The following is a 26,253-nucleotide window of genomic DNA, read 5'->3' as shown; positions in this document are numbered from 1 at the left end:
CGCTGCCGTTGTGAATAACACGCGGACTATCTACGCCGCCATGACATCCGGCAGCGCAGTCCTCACGGCCGCAGCGACGAACGAGTCGATTGCGACCGCACCGTTCGCCGCCTCGGATGTCGGACGACGAGTAATTGTCCAAGGCGCCGGCATTGGCGGAAAGCCATTGGACACCACGATCAGCGGATTCACGAGCGCATCGTCTGTCACGCTTGCGGCGGCTGCCTCAACTACGGTCAGTGGTCAGTACGCTGCAGTGGGAGACCGTGATCAGAACATCACGGTCTTAGGTGGACTTTGGGACCGCCAGAGCAGCGGCCTGAATGGCAGCTACCTTGCGCACATCATGCGCTTCCGGCATGTTGATGGCCTGACTATTTCTGACGGGACCATTGATTCCAACGGTGGAAAATACGCTATTGGAGTCGGGGACTGCACCCGTTTTGCGGTGCAGAACATCGGCGGACCGCGCCAGGGTTCCGACGTTGTTCACGTCAACGGCCCGGCCTCTAACGGGCGGATCGCCAACATCGTCGTGGCGTCGATTCATGATGACCTTATTTCCCTCACTGCCGGGGACTCGACTGGTGGGGCTAACAGAGTTCGGGACACCGCTGGCGACATCACCGATATTGTCGTGGACACCGGCCTCTATCAAGTCTCGACATACACATCGTCTTGCCTCAAGATCATTGCTGGCAAGACGATGGACAACAGCGCCTCCTACGCTGTTCGGGACATTCGCGCGCGAAACCTCACTGGGCCCGATACCAATGGCGCCGTGGTCTTCATCGGCGACAGCTCGGGCGGCACGTTTGATGACATGCTGGTCGACGGCGTTCGCTCCCTGGGTGGGTCGTCGAAGGGCTGCGTCATTATTCAGGGCGGCAATAGTATCGACCGCCTGGTGTTCCGCAACCTCGTGCCTGACCCCAACGACGCCTACGCGGTTTCGGTCGGGGCTTCTGTTGGCAAGATGGAAGTCTCCGGGGTGAAGCTCACTGCAACATCGGGCGCCCCTAACGGCGTCCTAGTTGCGGGAGGCACGATCTCGCGACTGCTCCTTCATGCCGTGCAGGGAGACTCGCCGTCAGGGTCAGCGTTGCGTATCAACAACGGCGCGGCCGTGACAAACGCAATCTTCTCCAAAGTCACCGTCGAGAACGGGTTCAACTGCATCACCACATCTGCAGGATCGACTCTTGGGAACGTTAGTATCGCGTCACTGGCCAGTGTCGGCACTGCGTATCCGATTGGGGTCCTTCAGTCGCTCACAACCCTTTCCGCAACCGGGTACAACTGCTCGGGCGTGACAGCTATGCTCTGGGCTCAAGGTGGAGGGGCGGTCACCCTGGCAGGAATGATTGGTACTACCGACAACGACACGGTCCTGGGCACCGTCAACATCGCTGCGGCCTCATCGCTGAACTCTCTCAACAAAGACCCGGACAGGTTGAACGCTGGGGAAGAAACGATCGCAAGGTTGATGTCGCAGGGTTCGCCGCAGTTGTCGACGGGACAGCTTATCCTGAGCTACTTCACTGCGCGCCGCACCGAGACGATCAACAACATCAATACGGTTGTTCTGGGGACTGCGGCCGCGGGCACCACGCTTGCAAGAGTTGGCATCTACTCGGTGGCATCCAATGGCGATCTGACGCTCGTTGCGTCAACGGCGAATGACACAACCCTCTGGAATACGACGTTCTCAGGGGCCTCGCGGGCGCTATCGGCGTCCTGGTCTAAGGTCGCTGGTCAGAGGTACGCTCTTGGCGTTCTCTTTGTTGGAACTACGGGACCTAAGTTGTCCGGCGTAATCCCGGTAAACGGGGCCGAGCTTGCTCGCTCTCCCCGCCTCGCTGGTTCGATCGCCGCGCAAGCCGACCTTCCCGGAAATATCTCCAATGGAATCGTCACTGGTGCCCAAGGAATCACCCTCTACGGTGCGCTTCTGCCGTAGGCCGGCCACGGAACCGGCAACCAGAAGGCCGAACGCAACAAGGGATGCTTCTTCGAAAAAGAAATAGTCCTGCGACACCTGCACCAAGAAACCGGCAAGGGCGGCGCCGAAGCCCACAGCTACGACGCCGCCCTTGGACCGGAACGCGCGCCAGAAAGCGCCGACAACGAGTATTAGGAATCCGGCGCCGCCAAGCCATCCGGCATCCAACCCCATCTGGACGAAAGTGTTGTGGGAATGCGCCAGTGCCAGTGTTGAGTAAATGTCTCCGGATGATATGAGGGCGCTGAAGTTGTTGAATCCGATGCCTAGCGGCGACTTTGCCAGCATTTGGAGGCCGCCGGCCTGAAGTTGCGATCGAACGATATCGCCATTCTGAGAGCTGGTGAACTTCCCGATCAGTTCCGCAAGGAGTTCGGCTGGGGCAAGCTGCACCACGAGCCAGCCCATCAAGCTCAATAATCCGACTACGACGAAGAATCGGAATGGCCGGGCAAGCTCCTTCAGCAAGATCACCAGTAGGCCGACCGCAACGAGCCCAACCGCGCCACGCGAATATGACGTCGCAACCATATAGACACAAAGCAGGGTGCTCGCCGTAATGAGGAGAGGCAGCCGACGGCGCAACCTGAGGCCGGAAATGATCAAGCTAACGCCAACGACGGCCGCAAGAGCTTCGAAGTTGGCGAAGTTGGTGTAGTAGCCGAACGTTGAATCCGTGACGTCCGGTGCATACGGCGGCCCAACCAGCCAGTACCTGCCACTGCGTTGCAGGATGCCGAAGGCGCCGCAAACCGCGCCGCCGTAAACGAGAGCATTGGCGACTCGGCGGGACATGCCCTCTTCGGTGATGCAAAGTGATCCGACGCCCATGATCATGATGAGCGCAGGTACCCAACGCACTAGACCAGCCCAAGCGAGGTCCGGCTGCGCTGACGCGAGAGACGCGACGATAAGTCCGAAAATAAGCATCCAAATGCCAACCCGGGCGAACCGGGGGACCGCTTTGCCCGTCATGATGACGCGCAGGAATCCTGGCGCAAGCAAGAAGAGAACGATGGTCAAGGAAGTTAGCTGAACTGGACCTGAAAGGTGTAGGTCGCGATCAAAGACTGTGAAAAAAACGATGATGTAGGGCGTCATCTTGGGGCGGGTGAGTCCAATGACCAAGACGATCAGAAACGCCATGATCCCAATAACAACGGTCAACCCGTTTAGCCCGTTCATAGCTCCATAGGCACCACCAGCGAGGGTCAAGACGAAGAGGACAATCATTGCCCCTTCGCGTTTGACCCATTCAATCGGCATGCTCACGTGTTCCCCCTGCGTCGGCCAAGTCTCGCCTGATTCTATCCAGCACGATCTGGCACCAGATCTTCGGACTGTTTTGTGCGTCGTCCGCGTGGGCCCCGAAGTAGGCGTTCCATCGGGTGTTCGACAAACTTATAGGCCAGCCAGGACGCGGCCGTGGCGGCGGCAAGGAAGAAGATCACGAGCACAGCACCGACCACAGGATTAGTGTGGAGCGGTCCGTGGAGCAACTTCTCCAGCAACCGGGCCAATGAGTAGTGCACCAGATATAGGGCGAAAGACCATTGCCCCAGCTTCTCTACGAACGGACGTGACCAAAAGGTCCGCACGCCTTGTATGTCAGCGTTCGCCGCCGCAGCAATCAGAGCGATGACGGATGGGAGCATCGCGGCGTCGAGAAAACCCCTCAGGCCTGTGGGGGCGAACATGATCAACGCGATGTAACTGACACCAACGAACGCAAGAGCTCCGGAAAGCGGTATGGACCTGCCGAATCCCTCCCTGATCGCCCGGGCAAGCAGGATCCCTACGAGGAACGCCCCGAGATTGTAGATCGGACTGTAATAAGCCAACCAGTGGCTATACCACGGGGTAAACGCGTAAACGGTACCCAACACCGTAAACGCTGTGGCGCAGAGTATGAGAGTCGCGGTTGCTCGTCCGGCACGGTTCCGGAAGCGGATGAATGGGAATACCGCATAGAAGAAGGCCTCGGCTGATAGCGACCACCCAGGAGGATTGCCGGCCCCGTAAACCAGCGGATCAGGAACCCATGCCTGAAGGAGAACCAAGCTCAGCACGATTCCTGTCACCGACTTGTCGGCGCCCGACACGAACGAGACAGCGACAGCCAGCAGCCAAGTAACAAAATAGAGCGGGTAAATCCGTGCGAACCGTCTGCGGTAAAAGCTGGCTTTCGTATCACCGTCTCGTCGCGAGCACGTCAGAATGAACCCGGACAGCACGAAGAAGAATGTGACCCCGACGTATCCGCCGCTTCCAAATTGATCGATCACCGTGCCGGCGGCTAGAACTGGCGCAGCATGGCTAACGAGTACCAACGCTGCGGCCAAGTAACGCAATCCGGTCAAGCTAGGCAGGTTGGATTTCCCCCCAATATTCATGACCTCATCTTAGGGGTCGAATTGTGGACGGCGTGCCAGCCATCGAGGACCTAAGGGAGTAGTCGTTGTTGCCCGCAGGCGACGCCAGGCTCCCCATAGGTGCCAGAAAGCGAGTGTTACCAGCTAAAGACGCGTAGTTAGTACTGTCGAACGGGCAAACCGGGCGACAGTATGTTTTGGACACGTCGATTTACCAGCGAGGACCGATACACGTCGGTGCGTCATCAACGTGACGCTGTGCACCGCGTACGCGCGTCTTCTTGGTTAATCAAGGGTCTCTTCAGCGTGTCTGGGAATGGTGATCAAAACTGTGAATAACGAATCTGGGGAACGAGGTGCGCCACTGGGGGGTGGCGGTAGCGTCAAACGCCGTGGACTGTTCAGGCTTGGAGCCCTGGCGACCGCGGCCACGGGAGCCTTCGCGATGTCGGGCCTCGATATGAGTCCCGCCCAAGCTGCGGGTCGGCCATCGACCGACTTGAGCGTTAGCGACCTTTCAGCCACGTATGCGAAACTTCCGGGGGCGGCACGCAACGCTCTGACGGGGTTCTTCTACCCCGAGGGCTTCGGGACCGTCAACTACGGGGTGGGCGTCACGAGCGCCCAGGCGCAAGCAAACGCGGCGGCAGTTCAGGCGGCGATCAATGCGGCCAACAACGGCGGCGGGATTGCTGCGAACACCACCGGCGGCGGAACTGTTGTCATTCGTGACACCATCGAGGTCTACACCTCGGGAGCGGCATCGGCACTGGTCCTTTACGGGGGTGTGCACCTGCGCGGGCTGGGGCTCGGTGGCGATGTGTTCTCCGGAACTAACGCGAACCTGCCTTTTCGCGGGTCCGCGCTGCGGCTATGGGCTGGTGCGAACCAAGACCTTATCCAGTCCGCCAATTTCGCCGCACTGTCCGGCGTCTCCACCCCCTCGGCGTACAGCACCCCGAACCGCTTCGGGGTCTATGACATGGTGCTGGACGGCAACAAGGCAGGAAACAGCAGCGGCGACGTTCTCAAGATCTACGGGCGGTCCTACTGGCTCCAAAATCTTGTGCTCCAGAACGGGGCGGGCCGGAATCTGTACACCGAGTTCGGATCCAGCGCCGGCTACGACAACGAGGCACACTTCACCAACCTGCGCATCACTGACGCAGCGGGCGACGGATGGCTGTTCAAAGGCCCGCACGACTCCCAAGTGTCCAATGTGTTCTGCGCCCGGAACGGGGGCTCCGGATTCATCACCTCGGGCAACGTCGGCAGCCTTTCGGTGGTCAACATGCACAACTGGGGCAATGGCCTCTACAACTTCGACCTCGGCACTGAAGACGTTTCCTTCCTTAACAGCGTCTGTGATGGAACCGGCGCGGGCGGCGTGGGCATGCGGGTCACCGCGAAGAGTGTCCGCTGGATCGGCGGTTCGATCTACGGCCAAAACATCCAGGGTGAAACGCTCGTGCAGCTTGGCGATACGGGCAGCTCATACAACATCACCGGGCTTGACTTCCATACCCGATGGTTCAACATGGCAGCCGGTTCTGTGCCGCTCGGCTACTGCTCGAACGTCACCCTCGGATACAACGTCTTCCGCGGCAGCATCAACAACGGGACCAACTCGCGACAACTGGCTGGCGGGTACAAGGCCAAGGTTTCCGGAGTCCAGACCCTTCCGCTGACGACGCTGAACGTGGTATCGACGGCAGGCTTCCCGAGCAGCGGCAGCCTGTACACGGCGGGCGGCACAATCAGCTATACCGGTACAACCGGCACGTCATTCACGGGCGTCTCCGGTGGTTCAGTGGTGACTCTCGCCGACGGTTCATTCGTTACCCAGTCCGCCACCATTAGCACCGGTGGGGACACCTACGAGTTCCGTTCAGCCGACGGGAACGGTAACACCTTCATGCAGGTCGGCGGGCTGTCCACGATGAAGATCATTGAGAACGTCCAAAGGGACCAGATCGGCCCCACAAACATCCGCTCTGTCATGTCCACGAGCCAGACGCTCGCATCGAATGGCGAAGTGACGATCGATGTTTCCAAAGGAAATGCGCACAACATCACCCTGCAAGCGAATGCGGCCTCAACGACAGTGAACAACCCGACGAACAGCCAAGAGCTGATCCTCACGTTCATCCAGGATGCTACTGGCGGCAGAACGTACGCCTACCCTGCGAACTGCAGGTTCGCAGGAGGTGCAGCCCCTAATGACGCGACGGCCAACAAGCGCACCACTGTGAGGTTCAGGTATGAGTCCGCAACGTCGAGCTGGTGGGAGATCTCCCGCGCCGTGGCCGTTGGATAAATCCGATTGTGCACCGGTCCGGATCTTGCCGTCATGTGCTATCCCTACCGCGCCGGGAGCGGCCTCGCGGGTTGAGGGTCTCGGCAACCTAATGGCGTCCAAAATGTACCCGCGCCCACGACTACTGACTAAGCCGCCCGCCGTCATCCCCGGCGGGCGGCTTTTTGGTGTATTACTCGATCTTCCCGTTTATGGCGTGTGAAGATGCGGGAACACGAGCGACCAGATCTGGACGGCCAATATGCCGACGTTGACCAGGGCGAATAGCCAGAGGCCGCGAACCCAGAATGAATAGCTGCTCACCCGTTGCAAGAACCCTTCGTTAGTTGGGGCTCCTCGATGCTTGCCTGCCAGTTCATCAGGCACCCGATATACCCCCTCTGCGTAGAAGTACGAGCGCCGGCTGATGTGCGGAATGGTCAAGTCATCTTCGATCCGGTGGAGCTGTGCGCGGTCCAGCTCGTTGAGGAATCGATGTTTTGCCATGAGCTGCAAGGAGAGCAATGCGACGAGAACTCCAAGCCCGGCGGAAACGAAGACGGCAGGTGCAGACGAGTCCTTGTTCAAGGCGATCGTCAACAGGAAAGCTTGCGCGGTAAGCGCGAGAGTCGGCGTCTGCCACAGCATCGAGTCCTGTTCCATTTCGCGCTGCAGGAGCATTTCATAAGTGAACAAGGACTTGGCATGTTCTTCAGTCCATGTGCTCGGTGCAACATTCGAGCGATTGTGCCGCCGACGTCGAAATATCATGGGCCAACTCTGCACTGCTCCAGAGCGAACAGCAAAACCCTCGGTGCACCGCCTGTACTTGAGCGCGGATGGACTTGCACTCATTGAATCTTGTTCTTCGGGCTTCCGGTGAGCGCGTCCAGGCTTAGGCTGTCAAAGTTCTTCCAACTGGACGGTACGCCCTGTTTGGTGCGATGGGCTATGAAATGCTTTCCCGGAACACGAGCCTTAGCCAGGCCTGGCCCCCATTCCTCCAAAACCCAACTTTTCACGACATACCGCCGCTTCACATAGAGTCCAAGCACGTCGTACATGGCGAGGGCTCTGTTGATTTTGTGATAGCTCGCAATGTCTTCTTGGAGCAACCGGTCGGCGTCCTCGGGGGAGTTGATCTTTTCGAAGAGTAGGCGGCGCCCTTCTTGGAGATCCAACGCAATCAATTTGTCGTGGATCGAAAGGAATGTGTCCTGTTTTGCCTTCCTACGATTGAATGAAAGGGCGGCGAGGGACACGATTAGGGCCGAGCCCGCAAGAATGACGGTCAGCCAGTCCTTAAGGCTCACGTTTGGATCCGGGCGCGTGGATGCCCCGACCACGGCTTGGAACAGGTAACAAATGACCGCGCCTAGCGCGAATCCAATGCCGAAGACTACGGTCCAGATCTTTCCCATTTGAGAAGTCTAGGTGCGATGCGGAAGACGAGGGCTGGTGTGAAGTCGTGGGCGCGTTACTCGGGCCAGCCAGGTTGCCAGTGACCCCATCTTCGGATGGTGAGGGCTGTTCTTTTGTTTAACGCATTCTCGGGTCGATGGTCCGTCGGCGCACCCTGGATGCTTCCACCCAGACTTCCTTGCGGCCCTCGTAGTAGTCCATCGGCCAGGGCACTGACACCAGCACGTGCACCTTCGTCCACCCGTATGCGAATGCTGGCACCTCGTGGCTTTGTCCGTTGTTGTAGTCCAGCATCACGAACACAGGCAGCGGCTCCTCGGGCCTCGTCGCGCCTTCTAACGCCGCAGGATCCACCGGCGGCACCACAGGCATCGGCCGATGCGCACGCGGCGGCTGCCAGAACTTCTTTTCCTCCACAGCCCGAGTCTGTCACCGCAGGCAGACATCGAATAGGGAGCTCACCTCGAACACTCCGGTCAAGCCTCGGTCCGCGTGTCGCTCCATTCTTCGCCGAATGTCCCGGTCGGGCGGCCGTGGAGAAGTTCGGCCTCCCATGCAGGAGTCAGGAGGGGTGCGTCGATTCCGAGCATCGCAGTCCTCGGGGGCGGGCAAGATCCCGTACTTTCGAACCTGGCGGTCGCCGCCCTTAGCATGGTTCGATAGTCCTCCACGGCGATAAACCGGGCGTCGAAATCGGCGTGCGCCGTGTTGCAATAGAGATGCGCCAGCTTCACGTTCCCCCACACATTCAGGTGCTGGGTGTCATATTTCGCTTCGTACCGGCGCAACGGGATGATGTGGTCGCAGCTGGCCATGCCGGGGTGACTCTTCCGGAGTGAGATATCCACTTTCAGCCCGCAGACTTGGCAAATATTTCCGTCCCTGCGCCAAAGGATTAACGCTACTTTTCGTTTGTCCCATGGCAGCATGAGGTGATCGGCCGGCCAGTCCCAAGCGGCCCACCTCTCCGCTGTCATCTCGCTGACTGGTATCAAGAGTTCCGGTGGATCCACCTTCGGCGGCGGTGGCTTCCTTGGCTTTTGGGGCGACTTGCGCCGCGGACCACCCATGGACGGACTCAGCAGCGCTATGTGCTTGGCTTCGAGCTCAAACGCTTTCGACTGCCGCTGGCCCGTCACGCCGTCGTCGTCGTTCATGCCGCCGCCTCGATCAGTTCGGGGCCGTTGTTCCGCACGTAGTTGACCTTGTCGCTCACCACTCGGGGTACGAGGTGGGGTTCGGGCATCGAGTCGAGCAAAGCTCGGACGTCAGCCTCGGACGTCGTTTCAGGGTCGAGCCAGTCCGAGAACATTTCCGCCGGGACAATGAGCGGTGTGCGGTCATGGATGTGGCCGAGCGCGTCTGAGGCCGCCGTCGTGATGATCGTGGCCGTCCGCAACCACTTCTCAGGGTGTCCGTCCGGCAACGCCGGATCCGGCCAGTTCTCGAACAATGCCGCGAAGGCGAGGATCTGGTCATCGGCGTCGTGCAGATAGGTCGGGATCTTCCCGCCGCCGGGTTTCTTCTCCCACTCGTAATACCCGTCGCCGACGAGCAACCCGCGTCGCGCCGAGACTGCTTTGCGGAAGGACGGCTTCTCGGTGACGGTTTCCACCCGAGCGTTGATGAGTCGCGCACCGCCTTTGGGATCTTTCGCCCACGACGGCACCAAGCCCCAGCGAGCCGTGACCAGCTTCCTCGTCACAGGCTCACCTTCCCCGGAGCTACGGTCCAGGATCAACGGGACCGCGTCAGTCGGCGCCACATTGTAGGAAGGTTTAAGCTCATCGACGTAGGACTCATGGACGTCGAAGGCAGCCATCAGGTCAGCAGTAGATTTCGAAACAACGTAGCGTCCGCACATGACTTCATAATGCCGCAGACGATTAGTGGTGTCAGGCCTGGCTCATTCGACCGTGCGGATCGCAATCATGCGGCTGCCGTCGGGCACCTTGGCTCGGGCAGCGTTTAGTCCTTCGTCATAGGTTGAGGCAGTCTCGGTGACATAGCTGAAGCCGCCGTCCGGTGCTTCGATGGTGCAGGTAACTTCCACCGCAATAGTCTAAGTCCGGGACATCTTCGAAAGCCGCCACCTGAGAATTGGGGGAAACCTCAGGCGGCGGCCCATCTTTCGAATTGCACGCCACCTGTGAATTGGGGGTAAGTCTCAGATGCCGGCGCAACCAAAACTATCGCCAGATCAGAGCCAGCTCTCGCTTTTTGGCACTGTCTTTACGAAATCTTTACGGCAAACGTCCAGCGTTCGCTTGGCTAACACTCAGAGTTCTTTTCGAATTCGCTGGAATGTCATCATTTCCCGAAGGGTCATTCAGGGTCGTGCGGATCGCGAACACAGGCTGCCCTCGGATACCTTTGCTCGGGCCGCAGCGAGGGCTTCTGCGTGGGTCGCGGCCGCCTCAGCGACATGGCTGAATGTGCCGGCGGCGTTTGAATTCCAGGCGCCCTGCGTCCCCATCTGTCATCCGATGGCCGCGTGTGGCGCGTAGCTACAGGAGTAGCTACACCTTGGCGTCGATCGACTAGCTCTGGAAACGAGGAAAACCCCGGAATCTTGCGGATTCCGGGGGTCTTATTTGGTAGCGGTGGGGAGGCTCGATCTCCCGACCTCACGATCATGAGTCGTGCGTCGCTCCAGTGCGTCGACCGCTGCAGCGTCGCACAAGATCGAGAACCTCGGTCATAGTGACAGCAGCGGACTGCTCAGGGCTGTGGCTGCTGCCTGATGTCAACATTAGATCAGTCCACAAGGGCTTCGCCGTAGACGGTGAACCGGCTATGCTTTGGCATCGTCATCCGCCAGCAGACTCAAGGTGCTTACATGAACGCAAACTTGCCGCCCTTCGAAAGCGAGTGCTTCTTCATTACCCCGATAGGGGAGGAAGGCTCGGAAACCCGGAAACGATCAGATGGAATCTTGAGGTACATCGTCAACAAAGCTGCCGAGGAAGTCGGCCTTTCGGCTGTCCGAGCTGACCAGATCGCTGATCCCGGACAGATCAATCTTCAAGTCATTGATCATGTGCTGAATGCACGAGCAGCCGTTGCCGACCTCACTGGGCTCAACCCAAACGTCTTCTATGAGGTAGCCGTTCGACACACAGCCCGGCTTCCGCTGGTTCTCATCGCAGAGAAGGGATGCAAGCTACCTTTCGACATTGCGAACATGCGAACCATATTCTTCGATCACACGGACCTTGGTAGCGCCGACGATTGCCGTGCGGCCATTGCAGCCGGACTCGACCAAGCTCTCAACAAGGGGGTCGTCGACAGCCCAATCGCGACGACCCTGGACGTGCGATCCATGTCAGCTGGTAGCGCAGTCGAACGCGGGATTGCTGACATCCTGCAGTCGGTGCAAGAGCTAACCCGGATGCAGCGGTCGCTGGCGTCTATCCATGAATGGCGCGACTCGCTTTTCAAACACTCCAGGTCCGACTTGGAAGTGCAACTCAAACGATGGAGCGCCTCCCACGCAACCGGTCCAGACAGTGGTCGATTCGGCGACCTCTTGGCGAGGACCTGGGTGGCCTCGGCGGACTTGGCCGCTCTGAAGGAGTCGCTCGACTCGGTCGCGACTCCCGAGGCCCTCATAAAGCACGTGTTGGACGACCTCGAAACGGAAAACAAGACCGAGAGCGGCAAAGACGAGGGGCAGGGAACGCCGAACGAGACATAATCGAAGGTGGCAGCCATCCGGATAACCATTCACTGCCGCTGAGGTGAGCTGGGCAAAACACTATATGTCCTTCGGCCTACCGCTTGTCGGAATTGACGACTGCAACGACAAAATCTCTGACCGGTTCGGGAAGAGGAAGGATCGAGAGGGTGATATCGACTTTGTCGTCGACGTCGGGGGTAGTTACTAGCGGCACGGCTAGCGATCCGTACGCGGGGTAACCCCTTACCGCGGCGGCTTCGTTAATCAAATGTGCCAGGGTTACGACGTGGTCCAACAGATCAGGTTCGAGAATCGGCGTCAATTGGTGATTCAGATCCGTCATGGTCGCCAGTACCGAAAAACACATGGACAGAGTGTCTGGGTCCTCGGACATAGCCTGGACTTCTTGACGGACAGTTGCCTTGGCATTGGAGGCAAAGAACTTGTCCCTCTGAAGAGGTAGTTGCAAGGTAAAACTGGGATCTTCGCCCGGATTGGAAGTTGCACTGAAGGCAAAAGAAATGAGATTCCTAGAGCCGTGGGTCATCGCGTTCCTGAGGTAGTAAAGAATCCGATATTCCAGAGACTTGTCGTAAGTTTGGGTGAACACCACCTTGGCGGCTATTCGTTGTGAGGAATTGGGACCATACTTGCGATCGATCTCCGAGTAAGTGTGTTCCTCATACATTCGGATAGCGGCACAAACGTTAAGCATCCGGTACTCAAGTTCGATCCGGCGGCTATTGACGTCTCCTGACATGCTGGCATGCTCCGAGAAGACCCGCTGAATGCTTTCGCCAAGGTCGTTCAACGCCTGACGTATGTACACCATGAAGCCCTGGACTATGTTCGTGACGCTTCGGATGGCCCTATCGAGTTCCTCGCGCTCCCCCGGCTTTAAAGGGCGCACAAGGTTGTAGGCGATTCCCGGGCGGCCGCTGGGCGCCAGTTCTTCTTCTGAGGACAGAGCGTAAAGCCATTGGCCCGGCATCAGAGCCTTGGACGGATCGACACTCGTTCCTTCGCCCTGACCCGTCTCCCGGTCACCCACCGCTTCGATGATGCTCTTTTCATCCACCAAGTGAGTCTATTTCCAAACCGACCGCGGCTTGCCTATCCAGTCGAACAATCGATGTCGTGACTGACAGAGGCTCACCCAAATCCTCACTAGACCAGATGGGCTGACGGCATCCAGCCCTCTATGCCTCAAGCGCTTTCTCTGCAATGTCGATTGCCCGGAAGTGGGCGTCCGGCACGAGGTGTGAATACCGGTCGATCGTGGTTTGGATGCTCTCGTGACCCAGCCTTCTCGACAGTTCATAGATACTCATGCCCCCTGCGAGCATCAGCGAAGCATGAGTGTGGCGCATGTCGTGAATGCGCGGCCTGTCATCCTTCGGATATTTGAGCGTCTCGATGGCGTCGTTCCAGAACTGCCAGAATGTCGAGTGCCGGATCGGGCCCCCGTAAGTGGTGTGGAACACGTGCTGGCCCGGATCGGTAGCCTCCACAAGGGGGCGGACGTCCTTCACGAACGACGGCGGCAGACTGATCGTACGTCGAGACTTCTTCGTCTTGGGCGGTCCGATGTAGAACCGGTTATTCTCGTCGCGCTTCCAAGCTCGCTCCACCCGCACGGACGGCGCTGCGCCATTGAGGTCAAAGTCATCCGCATAGAAAGCGGTCACTTCTCCGAAGCGCGCCCCGGTCGCACGTAGGCAGGATACGAAGACCTGATAGCGATCTGGGTGAGAGTTCACGACCGCAAGGGATGCTTGCGCTGTCATGAAGTACATCTTCTCTTCGGTGGCAGTGTCCTTCGGGAGCTTGATCCCCCGGCATGGGTTGTCGGTGCGGTGCTTAAGCCGCATTGCCGTCTCCATGGACGCCGACAGGAGCCCGTGATGGTTCGCGATCGTCTTGGCCGACAACGGTTCGCCTTTGTAGGTCTTTCCCTGCATGTACTTGATCCACATGACGACGTCCTCATGCTCGACCGCAGCCACGGGCAACTTCCCCAGGCGTCCGCTGAAGTGGTTTTTGATAGCAGATCCATAGCGTTTGATCTGGTCCGGCCCGGCACTCGTCAGTAGTTCGATGTGCCGTTGCATGTTCTCGGCGACGGTCGGGCCGCCGATGCTGATCTTTTGCAGGATCTCTTCCACTGCAGTGAGGGAGTTTCCGTTGGCTTCAATGAGCCTCTTGAAGCGAAGCGCTTCTTCCGAGCTAGACAGACCGTACGAGGTCTGCTTGCCGGTGTCCGAATCGCGCCAGAGCACTTCATGCTTGATGCTGCCGTCTGCCCTCGACCGTTCTCGGATGCTTGCCATGTCGCCCATCATAGGGCGCAGGTCTGTCAACAAAATCCGGGGTTTCGTCAACAAGACAAAAAAGATGCCCCGGAATCCGCGAGATTCCGGGGCACTTCTGGCGGAGAATGGGGGATTTGAACCCCCGAGGGCGTTAACCCAACACGCGTTCCAGGCGTGCGCCATAGGCCGCTAGGCGAATTCTCCATGCTTCTGAATCAAAAGCAGACTCCACTGTACCCGAGAATTTCAGCATCGCCCAATCGGGACTTTCATGGTGCAGAGCCGCCCGCCCTGCGCTTAAACGTAAAAATGGACGCCCCCAATGCGTCCATTCCTCCGGCACTCCGTTGAGCAGCTGGGTCCAGCCCCTGAAACCAGGCCCTGCAGCTCACAATCTTGAGATTGCCCCAATCGGTGTACATACCCATAGTCCGCTGCGTTCAGCGGTTTGGCAATGGAGATTGGAAACCATCCTTTGACCTGTTTTTGGGCGGCCGCTGGGAGGATGGTGTCATGAGCCAGCTACACGCCCTCGTCGTCTACGTTCCGGTGTCACACAGCGAGACCTTGCTGGCCGCGATCGGCGATGCCGGGGCGGGCAGAATCGGCGACTATTCGCATTGCTCCTTCACCACTCCCGGCACAGGACGCTTCACTCCATTGCCAGGGGCACAGCCGTTCGTGGGAGCCGTGGGGCAAGGCGAGACCGTGCAGGAAATCCGGATCGAGTGCGTAGTTGAAGCGGACATGCTCGACGCCGTAGTGCAGGCCCTGCGTTCAGCCCACCCTTATGAGGAGCCTGCATTCATGACGTGGCCAGTGAACGGTTGGCGCTAACCCACTGGACATGCCCTCCCATACACACGAGCACTGGACACAATCCCAACATGTCCAGTCCTTGGCTCACACAAGGGACATGTCCCTTGGAACCACCAAGCACCGAGGGGGACATGTCCATTTCTTGGCTCTCGGAGGGCGCATGTCCGCAAATTCGGAGGGCTCGAAAACATCGGGTAAGCTTGTCGACGGCCCCTCATGTGGCGTCATCCTGTTGAACTCCCCCAGGACCGGAAGGTAGCAAGGGTAGATGGGCTCTGGCGGGTGCATGAGGGGTCTCTTATTTAAATGTCAGTCCCTATAGGTAGGTTTCCCCTGTGACTGTTACTACTGCTCTTTACCGCAGATATCGCCCCGATTCTTTCGCGGACGTTATCGGGCAGGAACACGTCACCGAGCCGCTCATGACGGCCCTGCGCAAAAACCGGGTCAACCACGCCTACCTCTTCTCCGGCCCGCGCGGCTGCGGAAAAACCACCTCCGCCCGCATCCTTGCCCGCTGCCTCAATTGCGCCGAAGGCCCCACGGACACTCCTTGCGGCAAATGCAACAGCTGCGTTGAGCTGGCCCGAGGCGGCTCCGGCTCGCTCGACGTCATCGAGATCGACGCCGCCAGCCACGGTGGCGTGGACGACGCCCGCGATCTCCGCGAACGCGCCACCTTCGCCCCGGTCCGCGACCGCTACAAGATCTTCATCATTGACGAAGCCCACATGGTCACCTCTGCCGGCTTCAATGCGCTGCTGAAGATCGTCGAAGAGCCGCCGGAACACATCAAATTCATCTTCGCCACCACGGAGCCGGACAAGGTCATCGGCACCATCCGCTCACGCACGCACCACTACCCCTTCCGGCTGGTGCCGCCCGAGCCCTTGATGCAGTACCTCGAGCTTCTCTGCCAACAGGAGAACGTGCCCGTAGCTCCCGGCGTACTCTCCCTCGTCATCCGGGCCGGCGGCGGCTCTGTGCGCGATTCCCTCTCCGTGCTTGACCAGCTCATGGCCGGCGCCGGACCCAACGGCCTGGACTATGAACTCGCTGTCGCGCTGCTTGGATACACCCACGCTTCACTGCTCGACGACGTCGTCGAGGCAATCGCCGCGTCCGATTCCGCCACGGTCTTCCGAGCCGTGGACCGTGTCATCCAAACCGGACACGATCCCCGACGCTTCGTCGAGGACCTGCTGGAGCGGTTCCGCGACCTCATCATTGTCCAAGCCATGCCGGAAAGCGCCCAAGCCATCCTCCGCGGCATGCCGGCGGACCAGATCGCCCGCATGCGGAGCCAGGCCAACAACCTCGGTGCCGCTGAGCTTTCCCGTGCCGCCGACGTCACTAACACCGCACTCACTGAGATGACCGGCGCCACCTCGCCACGGCTGCATCTCGAACTGCTCTGCGCCCGCATCCTGCTGCCCAGTTCCGAGCAGACCGAACGTGGCATCGCGGCCCGGATCGACCGCGTCGAACGCCGCCTCAACTACGGCGGGGGGCTTCCTCCCGCTGAAGCCCAGACAGCGGCGGAAGTCGCTGCGGTTCTTTCTCCTTCCGCCGCGCCGACCGTCCGCGCAGCGGATCAAGCAGTGGATCAAGCAGTGGAACGCCCGACGTCGGCCGCCAGTCCCGCTCCCGCCGCACCGGCACTCGTGCCACCGGCGCCCTTGCCAGCCGAGGTCGCTGAGGCTCCGGCGCCCGGCCGTTCGCCTTCCTCCGGCGAACCGCCCAGGGAACAACTGACACCGCCGCGGGTCTCCACTACTGACTGGCCCGTGGATGAATCCAGGCAACAGTCCAACCGTCCGACTCCCGAACAAGCTGCCCAAGCTCCCAGTCAGCTTCCTGCCCAAGCTCCTGCGGCGCGCCCCGTTGCCCAGGCGCCATCCGCTCAGCCAGCGGCAGATCAGGACCGTACCCAGTCCCCCGCCGCACCAGCTCAAACGCCCGAGCCACGCCAAACGCCCGAGCCTGCCCGGGCCCAGGCGTCAGCCCCCGCACCACCGCCAGCGCCCGCACAGCCCTCTCGGCCCGCCACCGGGGGCGCCGATGTCGAGGTGATCCGGCGGGCTTGGCCCGAGATCCTCCAGACGCTGACCAAGATCAAGCGCAGCAGCTGGGCTCTGGTTGGAGCGAACGCACAGGTGGCGCAGTTCGACGGCCAACTCCTGACTCTGGCTTTCAGCACTGACGGCCTTGCGAGCGCTTTCAGCCGAGCAGACCATGCCGAAAACCTTCGCCAGGCCATCCACAAGACGATCGGCATCGACTGCCAGATCACTTCGGTAGTCGGCGGCAACAGCTCAGGTAGCTCTGAACCAAACCCAAAAGCACCGGCTGACCCGACGCCCCCTGTAGGGGGTGGCGCCTCTCCCGTTGTGTCATCCGCCGTGGATAGCGCATGGGGACTTGCCCCTGCGACACAAAGCCCCGCTGCCCCGGAAGCAGAAAAGGCCGTCGCGGCACCAGCCCTCGAGGCCGCTCCGACCCAAACCGTTTCCGCTGCACAGGCTCTTGCCTCGACCGCCGCCCCGGCATCGTCCGCTGCAGCGGCTGTCTCGTCCCCAACGGCACCGACAGACCCGGCCGCGGACTACTCGTATTCGGACGATGATTGGGGTCCCCCGCGGGACGAAGACGCTCCCCCGCTTGACGAAGAACCGCCCATGGATTGGGAGCCGGCAGCTCCTCCGGGCTTCACCTCCGCGCCCACGGCCGGGCCCGCCACCCGATCGTCGGCCAGCACGGCAGCCCCGGCAACCGCATCCACCCAAGCATCTTCGGAGAAGAAGTCCAAGGCTCCGGAAGATCCATGGTCCAGGGCTGTCGAGCACGCGCCGGGATCGTGGGTGGTCGGCTCCGAGTCCAACGTTGGCTCCGCAGCTTCGGGCATCTCTGCCGATCCTGAGGGTCAGGCCAATTCATCCTCCCCGGCGACGCCCAGTCCCGTCTATGAACCTGCGGCCGCGCAGATTCCAATCCAGGCGCAGGCTTCAGTGCCGGCACCGGCAACCGCGCCGGCGGCCGAACCCGCGCGGTCGGCCGTGGCACTCGTGCAGGCCGCTCCCGCTCCGCCTGCCGCCGCCCCTTCCCCTGCCCCTGCCCCTGCCGCCCCCGCGCCTGCGCCTGCGCCTGCCCAAGGATCGACCCCCGCAACAGTGCCGGCCCCTTCGGGAACCGGGAAGCAGAGCCTCTACCAACGGCTTTCGAACAGTCCGGAAGCCATGGCCGGCCGTGAGAAAGCACCGGCACGGGCAACCGTCGCGCCTGGCAGCGTGGTGGAGGACATTCCGAGTGCCGACGATGAAACGATCGAGGAGTCGGGAGTCTTTGGACGCGCCGCCGTCGAGCGTATTCTGGGCGGAAAGCTACTGGAAGAACGGTCGCTGGACAGCATGCGCCGCTAACAACGAGACGCCGTCCCAACACCCTGCCCGGCCAGCACGGTGTTCGGCGGGGAACCTCAAGGAACCCTGATTAAGAGCCCGCCGGCGCCCGAAGAAGGTGCCACCAAACCGCGACGCCCGCCGAACAGCAAAGGCGTCCACCCCAAACGAACGAGGACATTGTGTACGAAGGCGCAGTACAAGAGCTGATCGACGAGCTCGGCCGGCTCCCCGGCATCGGGCCGAAGTCGGCGCAGCGCCTGGCCTTCCACATCCTTGAGGCCGATCCCGAGGACATGAAGCGGCTGGTCGCGGCCATCACCACAGTCAAAGAACGGGTGAAGTTCTGCACTGTCTGCGGCAATGTCACCGAGCAGGAGCTGTGCAACATCTGCCGCGATCCGCGCCGCGACCCCTCCGTGATCTGCGTGGTCGAGGAATCCAAGGATGTCCTCGCGGTGGAACGCACACGGTCCTTCCGCGGCCGATACCACGTCCTCGGTGGCGCCATCAATCCGATCGCCGGAATCGGGCCCGAGCAACTCCGTATCCGCGAGCTTCTGACCCGGCTCAACGACGGCGCCATCCAGGAAATCATCATCGCGACCGACCCCAACCTTGAAGGCGAAGCGACGGCCACCTACCTGGCCCGCATGTTGAAGTCGATCGGCATCACCGTCACCAGGCTTGCCTCCGGCCTCCCGGTGGGCGGAGACCTGGAGTACGCGGACGAAGTTACCCTCGGAAGGGCCTTCGAGGGTCGCCGCAACGCCCTCATGTAGGCAGCCCGTTTCCCGGAACGCCCCTGACGCCGCTGCGGACCCTTAGGCGACCCGCCCGGCTTACGCGATCCGCGTCCCGCTAGCCAACCGGCCTGCGGGCGTCCGCAGCGAACGCCAGCCGAGCCACATGAGCAACCCCGTCAGAACCAGTTGCAGGCCGAGTCCCAGTGGCCACAAGGGCGTCGTCTGTTTGAGGTACTGCGGCTGCGGCACGCCGTTTGCGCACAGGTAGGAGTGGTCCGGCCCGGCGAGCGCGGACCTGGCACCCTGGCTGATGCCTTCGATCATGCCGACCGAGTAGAAGGCGCTTCCGGAACGGTCCGGATACGGAATGGCGTCGGCCACCACCACGTAGGGATTCAACGCGAGCATCCACGCCACGCGTTCGGTCCGGGCGGCCGGGTGCTCAATCAAGGGACCCTCGCAGGTGTAAGCCGGTTGCGCCGGTTCAAGCGGTTGCCCCTGCTGATTCGGCTGCACGGGCGCATACAAGACGCCACGGCCAACGGGAGAGTTGGCCACTACCGTGCCCTGCGCCAGTTGCGTTCCCAGTCCGAAGGAAATCAAGGATCCGACCACCAGTGCGGCGACTGCCAAGTAGGTCACCACGATCGAGAACAAGGGCCGCCCCGCAAGCGCAGAAATCCCCACGCCCATCCCGCAGACAACGGCCAGTTCCACCGCCAGCATCAGCAAGGAAACCACGACGTGCCCCGGGGTCAGGCCGCCTTGGAACATTCCGAAGACAAGGAACGGGGCACTCGTCGCCAGGAAGGCGAGCGCAGCGAGCCATCCCGCGCAGAACTTGCCCCAGAGAATCTGGCCCGGAGTCAGCAAGGTGATCTGCAGGATGGCGAGTGTGCCCCCTGTGCGGTCACCGTTGATGGCATTGGCCGACAGCGCGGGCGCCACGAGCAGGGCAAACAGGAGCACGAAAGCCAGGACGACCTCGAAGATCATGGACCCGGCCCCGTCCTGCTGCGCCAGTGCCGACGGCGGCATCGTGGAACGACGCACTTCCATGCTGGCGTTCCAGGCGAGCCAGGTCAGCCACGTCACTACGGCGATCACAAAGAACCAGATGCCCAACATGATGTACCAGCCGCGGGAACGCAACCGTTGTTTCATCTCAAGGACCACGACGTCGCGGATCCCGCCAAGATAGCCAACGACGGCGTTCCCGCCGCCCGTAGCTCCCTGCGGACCCGCAGTGCCCGGCACGGTGTGATTCACGTTGCTCATTGCCTCTCCGTATCCAGGTTCATGTACGTCTCTTCGAGGGCACCGGCTGCCGGGGCGAAGGAAACCACGCTGATGCCGGACCGGACGAGTTCGCCCAAGAGGGCGGCAGCGCCGTCGTCGTGCGTCAGCAGCAAGGTGACCGACGGGCGGCGGCCCGCCTCCACGCGGTGTTCCAGCCCCAGCTCGCCGAGCTTTGCCATGAGGGCCGCGTTGTCGAGGGCTGTGATGGCGTAGCGCCGGCCCTGCAGGGCGGCCTCCTCGAGGGTCTGCTGTTTCACGGTGCGGCCCTGGCTGACGAACACCGCTCCGTCCGCGATTTCATCGAGTTCACTGAGCACGTGAGAGGAAACCACCACGGCTTTCCCTTCCCCGGCCAGGCGGCGCAGCAGGTTTCGGAGCTCCACGCGGGATCCCGGGTCGAGGCCCGACGCCGGCTCGTCGAGCAGAAGCACGGAGGGGTCGTGGATGAGGGCCCTGGCCAGGCTGAGACGTTGTTGCTGGCCTCTGGAGAGGACCCGGGCCGGCTGGTCGGCAAGGGTGTCCAGCCGGACAAGTTCGAGCAACCCGGCAACGCGCTGGGCGATACCGGACTTGGGCAGACGGTAAAAGCGCGCCATCTGGACCAGGATTTCGCGTGCGGTCAAGGACTCCCACACCCCCAGGGTGTCCGGCATCCAGCCGATCCGAAGCCGCGCGGCGGCGCTGTCGTGCAGGGGATCCAGGCCGTTGATCCGGATGGTCCCGGAGTCGGGCCGCAGAAGCGAGGCAAGCATGAGAAGGAGGGTCGTTTTGCCTGCGCCGTTGGGACCGATGAGCGCCGTGACCTTCCCTGGCGGGGCATGGAAATCGATGTGCTCCACCGCGTGGACCGTACCGAAGCGGCGTGAGACGCCTTCCGCGGATACTCCGAGTGCGCCGCTCACCGGGACGCTTGAACTTTCAGCTATGGACATGCTCTACTCACCTGTTTCCCCCAAACAGAACAAGTACGCTTCAATTCCCGTGAGCCCACATGCCCGCAGGCTGCGTATTTCTTGATCGTACGCCAAGCCGAAACCGCCCGGCATGCACGCAAGGGCCGAGATTTGGTCACAATTCCCCCGCCCGCCGCGCCCGGCGATAAACTGGCCACATAAGCCACGTAGCCGTGCCGCTACCTGGCCACGCAACGTACGATCCCCAATTGATGCAGTGAGGGTGCGCGCATGAGTTTGCCCACTACCGATGTGAAAACCGAAGACCTGACCGCGCCGGCTGCCAAGACCAAGCAGCTGATCGTGCAGAAGTTCGGCGGCTCCTCGGTGTCCGATGCAGAAGGCATCAAGCGTGTTGCCCGCCGCGTTGTCGACGCACAAAAGGCCGGCAACGAGGTCGTCGTGGTGGTTTCGGCCATGGGAGACACCACGGACGAACTCCTGGATCTCGCCGCCCAAGTCACCGATTCTGCTCCCGCCCGTGAGATGGACATGCTCCTTTCCGCAGGCGAGCGCATCTCCATGGCCCTGCTCGCGATGGCCATCAACAAGTTCGGCGCCTCAGCGCAGTCGTTCACCGGCTCCCAGGCCGGCATGATCACGGACGGCATCCATGGCAAGGCCCGCATCATCGACGTCGACCCCCACCGCATCCGTACCGCATTGGACAAAGGGCATGTCGCCATCGTGGCCGGCTTCCAGGGCATGACCCGAAGCACAAGGGAGATCACTACCCTTGGCCGCGGCGGATCCGATACAACTGCGGTGGCCCTCGCCGCCGCGCTCGAGGCGGACGTCTGCGAAATCTACACGGACGTCGACGGCATCTACACGGCCGACCCCCGCGTGGTCTCCACGGCAACGAAGATCGACCGTATCTCGAGCGAGGAAATGCTGGAACTGGCAGCTTCCGGCGCCAAGATCCTGCACTTGCGTTGCGTGGAATACGCCCGCCGATTCGGCGTGCCCCTGCACGTCCGGTCCTCATTCAGCCAGAACGAAGGCACTTGGGTCCTGCCCAGCGCCGACGACAAGATCACGATTCAAGAGGGAGTTGCCTTGGAGCAGCCAATCATCTCCGGTGTTGCACACGACCGTTCAGAAGCCAAGGTCACCGTGGTCGGCGTCCCGGACATCCCGGGCAAGGCCGCCGCAATTTTCCAGGTCATCGCCAAGGCGCACTCGAACATCGACATGATCGTCCAGAACGTGTCCACTCACGGTACCGGCCGCACGGACATCTCGTTCACCCTGCCCATCGTGGAAGGCGCCGATGCCCTCACCGCCCTGCGTGCCGCGCAGCCTGAAATCGGCTTCGAAAGCATCGAATACAACGAGAACGTCGGCAAGCTTTCGCTGATCGGCGCCGGGATGCGTTCGCACCCGGGCGTGTCCGCCACCTTCTTCAAGGCACTCTCCGACGCCGGGATCAACATCAACATGATTTCCACCTCGGAGATCCGCATCTCTGTCGTCACTCACGCCGATCTGCTGGATGACGCCGTGCGCGCCATCCACAAGGCGTTCGAGCTCGACGGCGACGCCGAGGCAACCGTCTATGGCGGCACCGGCCGCTAGCCGGCCTCCCGGACGGGAACGCACAGTCGGGCACCCGCCGTCGGGATCTGAAGTACTTAAACGTGAAAGAACCGGAGCTCATGCTCCGGTTCTTTTGCATTGCTGCGGCATTGGCGCCGCGGAGCGGCTTCAGGCGCTTTCCTTGCGGATTCCGTAGTGGTGGCCTTGGTCGTCTGTTTCGACGACGAAATGTCCCAGGTCTTCTTCCGACGCCGCCTCGAAGTCGTCATGCTTGTGGACTACGGGCGTATCAATGTCGCCCCGGGTTGCCGGGCCGAACCAGAAACGCAGTCGATCTGTGACTTTCATAAAGGTATCGAGTGCATGTCCCACAATTCCCACCTCCTTCCCCGCTGCGAGGTCCAGCCGTGCGGTTGGAGCTGAGTGGTTCCAGTGAGGCCAATTTTACGCCCGGAACCCGTAAAAGGCCCCGATCGGCGTCAATCGCTGAGAGGCAGGAGCCTTTTACCGAAGGGACTTGTCGTCCGGGTTCCTGGGGACCACGTAGGTGCTGCCGTCCGGCCTGCGGATCGTCTCCCATTGCTGCGCTTCGGCCTGGCGCCGCGCGAGGAGGCGCTTGTTCTCCTCGGTCATTTCATGATCCAGGGAACTGCTGTGCGCCGGACCGAAAATGATCCGCAGCTTGCCGGTTGCACGCATGAATCGCTGGGTCATGGTCTCTTTGGCCACCTGGTCTACCCTCTCTCAAAAGGATGTTGCGCTTTAATAGTACACTAACAATTAGTGCACTAACTATTGACCGGTACAAACCGGTCGCCGACACGGAACGGAGCAAGCCATGGCTGCCGCAAGCACACCCATTGCCCCCGAAACCACCGCCCCGCCGGAAGACGATCTTTTGCTTGAGCGTCAGTTATGCTTCGCCCTGACGGTGGCGTCGCGGAGCGTGGTGGGCGTCTACAAGCCGGTGCTAGAAAAGATGGGGCTGACGCATCCGCAGTACCTCGTGATGCTCGCCCTGTGGGAACGCAGCCCGCGCACGCTCAAGGACATCAGCGAGGCACTCCTGCATGAGCCGGCCACTCTTTCACCGATCCTGCGCCGGCTCGAAGAGGCAGGATTCGTGACCCGCAACCGCATCCACGGAAACGAACGGGCCCTCGCCATCACTTTGACCGAAGCCGGCGCCGCCCTCCGGCAACAAGCGACGGCTGTGCCGGGAGCCATCATGGAGCGGCTCCAACTCAGCCGGGCCCAAGTAGCGGAACTTCACCGGGCGATGACCGGGCTCATCGCGGCCACTCAACACCCTGCTGCCGCAACGGGCGATAAACTGGCATAAATCAAGGAGAACCCCATGCGCCTGCGAATAGTCCGGTCTGTGCTGGCCGTCGTCGCCGTCGCTGGTCTTGCCGCCTGCACGCCTGGCACCGGGGGCGGTTCGCCCAGCAGTTCGGCGCCTGGCAGCAGCGCGTCGTCCTCGCCGTCGAGCAGCCCTACCGGGCTTTTGCCTGACGAGACGGCGTCTCCCAGCGGCAAACCGACTCCTTCGCTCTCCCCCACCGCGCCCAGCTCCCCCGGCCGCGGAGATGCCGAACTTTCCATCATGGTCAAGCTCTCCCCTACTGCGGCCGCTGAGAGCTACACGCTCGTCTGCACCGGCGGCGTCCCCGCTGCGGAAAGCCACCACCCCACCGCAGCCGCAGCGTGCGCCGCCCTCAAAAAGAACCCGGCCCTGCTTACGCGCACGCCGCGCCCCAGTGACCAAGTCTGCAGCCAGCGTTACGGCGGACCCCAGACGGCAATAGTCACCGGCGCCGTTGATGGCGCGGGCATCGAGTCCTCCTACAAGCTCACGGACGGCTGCGAAATTTCCGCCTGGGCCGCCGTCGCCGACATCATTGGTTCAAGCGGTGCCGGAGCTTAAATACACGCACCTCCCGCAAGAGAAATGGCTCGCACTGGAGGCTGCCCACCACGTCCGCGTCGAACGCTACGCCAAGCCCTACCTGGCCCGCCGCTCCGCAGGCCAGAAGCATCCCGTCGAAGACTTCCTCTTCACCTACTACACCCAGAAGCCCGGCCAGCTGCTGCGCTGGCACCCGGGCGACGGCGTCGTGCTCTCCGGCCCCAAAGCGGCGGAGCGGGCCGGGTGGAAATATTACCGAGTGCTCGACGACGGCGCGCTGGCGGCCGCGGGCCTGCCAGCCGGTATCGTTGCGGTCGCCTTCGATCGCCGCAAGTTCGCGGCCGACCGCACCGAGGCCATCCGCTTCGCCGGCATCATCCTGTCCGGAACCGCCGCGCGGGCCGCCCAGTTTGGTTGCTTCGGACTGCACGAGTGGGCCATGGTCTACCGCCAGGACAAGTTCGATCTTCGCCACGAGTACCTCAAGCTGCGACTCGGCTCCGAAGGCACAGACACCGTAGTGGAAGACAACCGGATCCGCTGCTCGCACTTCGACGCCTTCCGTTTCTACACTCCGGACGCCATCCCGCTCAACGAACTCGCCCCTACGCGGGACAACCAGCGCACCATGGAACAACCCGGCTGCCTGCACGCCAACATGGACCTCTATAAATGGGCGTACAAACTGGCGCCGGCCCTGCCGAGCGAACTCGTGATGGACTGCTTCGAACTGTCCTGGCGGATCCGCGCCATGGACATGCAGGCCTCCCCCTATGACCTTGAAGAGTGGGGCTATCCGGCCATCAGGATCGAGACGCCGCAAGGCAAGGCCGAGTACGTTGAGTATCAGAGGGCCTTCGCCGCCGAGGCCCAAGCGCTCCGTGCCCGGGTCCTCGATGAAGTGCAGCCGCTTCTGGATCTCCTCGCACAAACACCGTCTCACGAAGGACAGCAATGACTTCAGGCACAGGAAAGTACGACGTCGAACTCACCATCACGCTGACGGAGGCACCAGGCGCCGCGGACTATGAGTTCGTCCTGCTCGGCTCTGGCGGCGAAGTCTCCGAAGGCTCGACCCTTCCGGACCCCCGCGCGGCGCTTGCCGCCGTCGAGCAATTCGGCGAAGAGATCTTCTTTCCGGTTCCCCGGCCGGACCGTATTTGCACCCAGCAATACGGCGGTCCGCAGGTGGCAACGGTTACGGGCAGGTTCCGCGGGCGCGAGGTCAGCAGCCGCTTCAGCCGGACGGACGGCTGTGAGATCGCCCGGTGGCGCACCATGGCCGCCCTCCTCGGCGGCATGGCAGGATCCACAGGAAGCATCTAACGACGCTCGCTCACAAACAACCCCTCCCGGCCGCACGCCCGCTCACAAACAACCCCTCCCGGCCGCACGCCCGCTCACATGATCTGCAAGAGGGTTCCGCCGTTTGGCCACATACGTGAGCGGGCGTCCGGGGTTAACAAGAAAGCGGCCGGCGGGGTATCCCGCCGGCCGCCGCCTTGCA

24 protein-coding genes, 2 tRNA genes and 1 other RNA gene are annotated in these 26,253 nt (G+C 61.6%); 11 read left to right on the top strand and 16 right to left on the bottom strand.

What is annotated here, in order from left to right:
- Nucleotides 1-1,726: 1,726 nt before the first annotated feature.
- Together LFT47_RS01970 and LFT47_RS01965 are read right to left on the bottom strand one after the other, a co-directional pair.
- Entirely contained in the window at nucleotides 1,727-3,268 is a 1,542-nt protein-coding gene (locus LFT47_RS01970) for an O-antigen ligase family protein (RefSeq protein ID WP_236818261.1), read from the bottom strand.
- Nucleotides 3,269-3,309: 41 nt separating this feature from the next.
- Nucleotides 3,310-4,362, bottom strand: coding sequence for an acyltransferase family protein (locus LFT47_RS01965; protein ID WP_236814622.1), 1,053 nt, complete (start codon nucleotides 4,360-4,362; stop codon nucleotides 3,310-3,312).
- 343 nt (nucleotides 4,363-4,705) lie between these two features.
- Between LFT47_RS01965 and LFT47_RS01960 the strand changes: the two genes are divergently transcribed.
- The gene (locus LFT47_RS01960; RefSeq protein ID WP_236814621.1) at nucleotides 4,706-6,691 is read left to right on the top strand and encodes a hypothetical protein; all 1,986 of its coding nucleotides are present in this window, start codon (nucleotides 4,706-4,708) and stop codon (nucleotides 6,689-6,691) included.
- 189 nt (nucleotides 6,692-6,880) lie between these two features.
- Here the strand turns inward: LFT47_RS01960 and LFT47_RS01955 are convergent, their stop codons facing one another.
- The 7 genes from LFT47_RS01955 to LFT47_RS01925 form a co-directional block, all read right to left on the bottom strand.
- A complete protein-coding gene (locus LFT47_RS01955) occupies nucleotides 6,881-7,351 on the bottom strand; it encodes a hypothetical protein (RefSeq protein WP_236814619.1) in 471 nt (156 codons plus the stop codon).
- 170 nt (nucleotides 7,352-7,521) lie between these two features.
- A complete protein-coding gene (locus tag LFT47_RS01950) occupies nucleotides 7,522-8,091 on the bottom strand; it encodes a hypothetical protein (RefSeq protein WP_236814617.1) in 570 nt (189 codons plus the stop codon).
- Nucleotides 8,092-8,209: 118 nt separating this feature from the next.
- Complete coding sequence (locus tag LFT47_RS01945; RefSeq protein ID WP_236814615.1) at nucleotides 8,210-8,509, bottom strand: hypothetical protein; 300 nt, start codon at nucleotides 8,507-8,509, stop codon at nucleotides 8,210-8,212.
- A 59-nt stretch (nucleotides 8,510-8,568) separates the two neighbouring features.
- Complete coding sequence (locus LFT47_RS01940) at nucleotides 8,569-9,249, bottom strand: HNH endonuclease (protein ID WP_236814613.1); 681 nt, start codon at nucleotides 9,247-9,249, stop codon at nucleotides 8,569-8,571.
- Entirely contained in the window at nucleotides 9,246-9,956 is a 711-nt protein-coding gene (locus tag LFT47_RS01935) for an SOS response-associated peptidase (RefSeq protein WP_236814611.1), read from the bottom strand. The genes LFT47_RS01940 and LFT47_RS01935 overlap by 4 nt, the downstream gene beginning before the upstream one ends.
- Nucleotides 9,957-9,998: 42 nt before the next feature.
- Nucleotides 9,999-10,145, bottom strand: a complete 147-nt coding sequence (locus LFT47_RS01930; protein WP_236814609.1) for a hypothetical protein — start codon at nucleotides 10,143-10,145, stop codon at nucleotides 9,999-10,001.
- Nucleotides 10,146-10,687: 542 nt separating this feature from the next.
- A tRNA-Met gene (locus tag LFT47_RS01925) sits at nucleotides 10,688-10,761 on the bottom strand.
- 170 nt (nucleotides 10,762-10,931) lie between these two features.
- Here LFT47_RS01925 and LFT47_RS01920 point away from each other — a divergent pair.
- A complete protein-coding gene (locus tag LFT47_RS01920) occupies nucleotides 10,932-11,789 on the top strand; it encodes a hypothetical protein (protein ID WP_236814607.1) in 858 nt (285 codons plus the stop codon).
- Nucleotides 11,790-11,865: 76 nt separating this feature from the next.
- On the opposite strand, the gene LFT47_RS01915 is transcribed toward LFT47_RS01920, so the two are convergent.
- From LFT47_RS01915 to LFT47_RS01905, 3 genes are all read right to left on the bottom strand, one after another.
- Nucleotides 11,866-12,849 (bottom strand): hypothetical protein, encoded by a 984-nt coding sequence (locus LFT47_RS01915; protein ID WP_236814600.1) that lies wholly within the window; start codon nucleotides 12,847-12,849, stop codon nucleotides 11,866-11,868.
- Nucleotides 12,850-12,970: 121 nt separating this feature from the next.
- Nucleotides 12,971-14,101 carry a tyrosine-type recombinase/integrase gene (locus LFT47_RS01910; RefSeq protein ID WP_236814599.1) on the bottom strand — a complete coding sequence of 377 codons (1,131 nt, stop codon included), beginning with the start codon at nucleotides 14,099-14,101 and terminating at the stop codon, nucleotides 12,971-12,973.
- A 98-nt stretch (nucleotides 14,102-14,199) separates the two neighbouring features.
- Nucleotides 14,200-14,287, bottom strand: a tRNA-Ser gene (locus LFT47_RS01905).
- A gap of 309 nt (nucleotides 14,288-14,596) precedes the next feature.
- On the opposite strand from LFT47_RS01905, the gene LFT47_RS01900 reads away from it, so the two are divergent.
- The 4 genes from LFT47_RS01900 to recR all read left to right on the top strand — a co-directional run bounded on the left by LFT47_RS01900 (nucleotide 14,597) and on the right by recR (nucleotide 19,082).
- Complete coding sequence (locus LFT47_RS01900) at nucleotides 14,597-14,920, top strand: hypothetical protein (protein WP_236814597.1); 324 nt, start codon at nucleotides 14,597-14,599, stop codon at nucleotides 14,918-14,920.
- Nucleotides 14,921-15,107: 187 nt separating this feature from the next.
- An RNA gene (gene ffs, locus LFT47_RS01895) (signal recognition particle sRNA small type) lies at nucleotides 15,108-15,204 on the top strand.
- Nucleotides 15,205-15,237: 33 nt separating this feature from the next.
- Nucleotides 15,238-18,321 carry a DNA polymerase III subunit gamma and tau gene (locus LFT47_RS01890; RefSeq protein WP_236814595.1) on the top strand — a complete coding sequence of 1,028 codons (3,084 nt, stop codon included), beginning with the start codon at nucleotides 15,238-15,240 and terminating at the stop codon, nucleotides 18,319-18,321.
- 161 nt (nucleotides 18,322-18,482) lie between these two features.
- Nucleotides 18,483-19,082 (top strand): recombination mediator RecR, encoded by a 600-nt coding sequence (gene recR, locus LFT47_RS01885; RefSeq protein ID WP_236814593.1) that lies wholly within the window; start codon nucleotides 18,483-18,485, stop codon nucleotides 19,080-19,082.
- A gap of 60 nt (nucleotides 19,083-19,142) precedes the next feature.
- Here the strand turns inward: recR and LFT47_RS01880 are convergent, their stop codons facing one another.
- Together LFT47_RS01880 and LFT47_RS01875 are read right to left on the bottom strand one after the other, a co-directional pair.
- Nucleotides 19,143-20,324, bottom strand: coding sequence for an ABC transporter permease (locus tag LFT47_RS01880; protein WP_236814584.1), 1,182 nt, complete (start codon nucleotides 20,322-20,324; stop codon nucleotides 19,143-19,145).
- Complete coding sequence (locus tag LFT47_RS01875) at nucleotides 20,321-21,277, bottom strand: ABC transporter ATP-binding protein (RefSeq protein ID WP_236814582.1); 957 nt, start codon at nucleotides 21,275-21,277, stop codon at nucleotides 20,321-20,323. The genes LFT47_RS01880 and LFT47_RS01875 overlap by 4 nt, the downstream gene beginning before the upstream one ends.
- Nucleotides 21,278-21,529: 252 nt before the next feature.
- Between LFT47_RS01875 and LFT47_RS01870 the strand changes: the two genes are divergently transcribed.
- Nucleotides 21,530-22,876, top strand: coding sequence for an aspartate kinase (locus LFT47_RS01870; RefSeq protein WP_236814580.1), 1,347 nt, complete (start codon nucleotides 21,530-21,532; stop codon nucleotides 22,874-22,876).
- A 129-nt stretch (nucleotides 22,877-23,005) separates the two neighbouring features.
- Here LFT47_RS01870 and LFT47_RS01865 read toward each other — a convergent pair whose 3' ends face one another.
- Entirely contained in the window at nucleotides 23,006-23,185 is a 180-nt protein-coding gene (locus LFT47_RS01865; RefSeq protein WP_236814578.1) for a hypothetical protein, read from the bottom strand.
- A gap of 156 nt (nucleotides 23,186-23,341) precedes the next feature.
- Entirely contained in the window at nucleotides 23,342-23,551 is a 210-nt protein-coding gene (locus LFT47_RS01860; protein ID WP_236814576.1) for a hypothetical protein, read from the bottom strand.
- A gap of 124 nt (nucleotides 23,552-23,675) precedes the next feature.
- Here LFT47_RS01860 and LFT47_RS01855 point away from each other — a divergent pair, with 124 nt between their 5' ends.
- Genes LFT47_RS01855 through LFT47_RS01840 form a run of 4 tightly spaced genes read left to right on the top strand, consistent with a single transcriptional unit; the run spans nucleotide 23,676 to nucleotide 26,072 of the window.
- The gene (locus LFT47_RS01855) at nucleotides 23,676-24,179 is read left to right on the top strand and encodes a MarR family winged helix-turn-helix transcriptional regulator (protein WP_236814574.1); all 504 of its coding nucleotides are present in this window, start codon (nucleotides 23,676-23,678) and stop codon (nucleotides 24,177-24,179) included.
- Between the two features lie 15 nt (nucleotides 24,180-24,194).
- Entirely contained in the window at nucleotides 24,195-24,764 is a 570-nt protein-coding gene (locus LFT47_RS01850; protein WP_236814572.1) for an SSI family serine proteinase inhibitor, read from the top strand.
- Nucleotides 24,661-25,704, top strand: a complete 1,044-nt coding sequence (locus tag LFT47_RS01845) for a 3-methyladenine DNA glycosylase (protein WP_442863426.1) — start codon at nucleotides 24,661-24,663, stop codon at nucleotides 25,702-25,704. Before LFT47_RS01850 ends, LFT47_RS01845 begins: the two co-directional genes overlap by 104 nt.
- Complete coding sequence (locus tag LFT47_RS01840; protein ID WP_236814559.1) at nucleotides 25,701-26,072, top strand: serine protease inhibitor; 372 nt, start codon at nucleotides 25,701-25,703, stop codon at nucleotides 26,070-26,072. Before LFT47_RS01845 ends, LFT47_RS01840 begins: the two co-directional genes overlap by 4 nt.
- Nucleotides 26,073-26,253: the final 181 nt, after the last annotated feature.

This window comes from Arthrobacter sp. FW306-2-2C-D06B, from assembly GCF_021789175.1.
Classification (GTDB): Bacteria; Actinomycetota; Actinomycetes; order Actinomycetales; family Micrococcaceae; genus Arthrobacter.
Note: the sequence above shows the minus strand (reverse complement) of the source record. Positions and strands in the feature narration are given on the sequence as shown.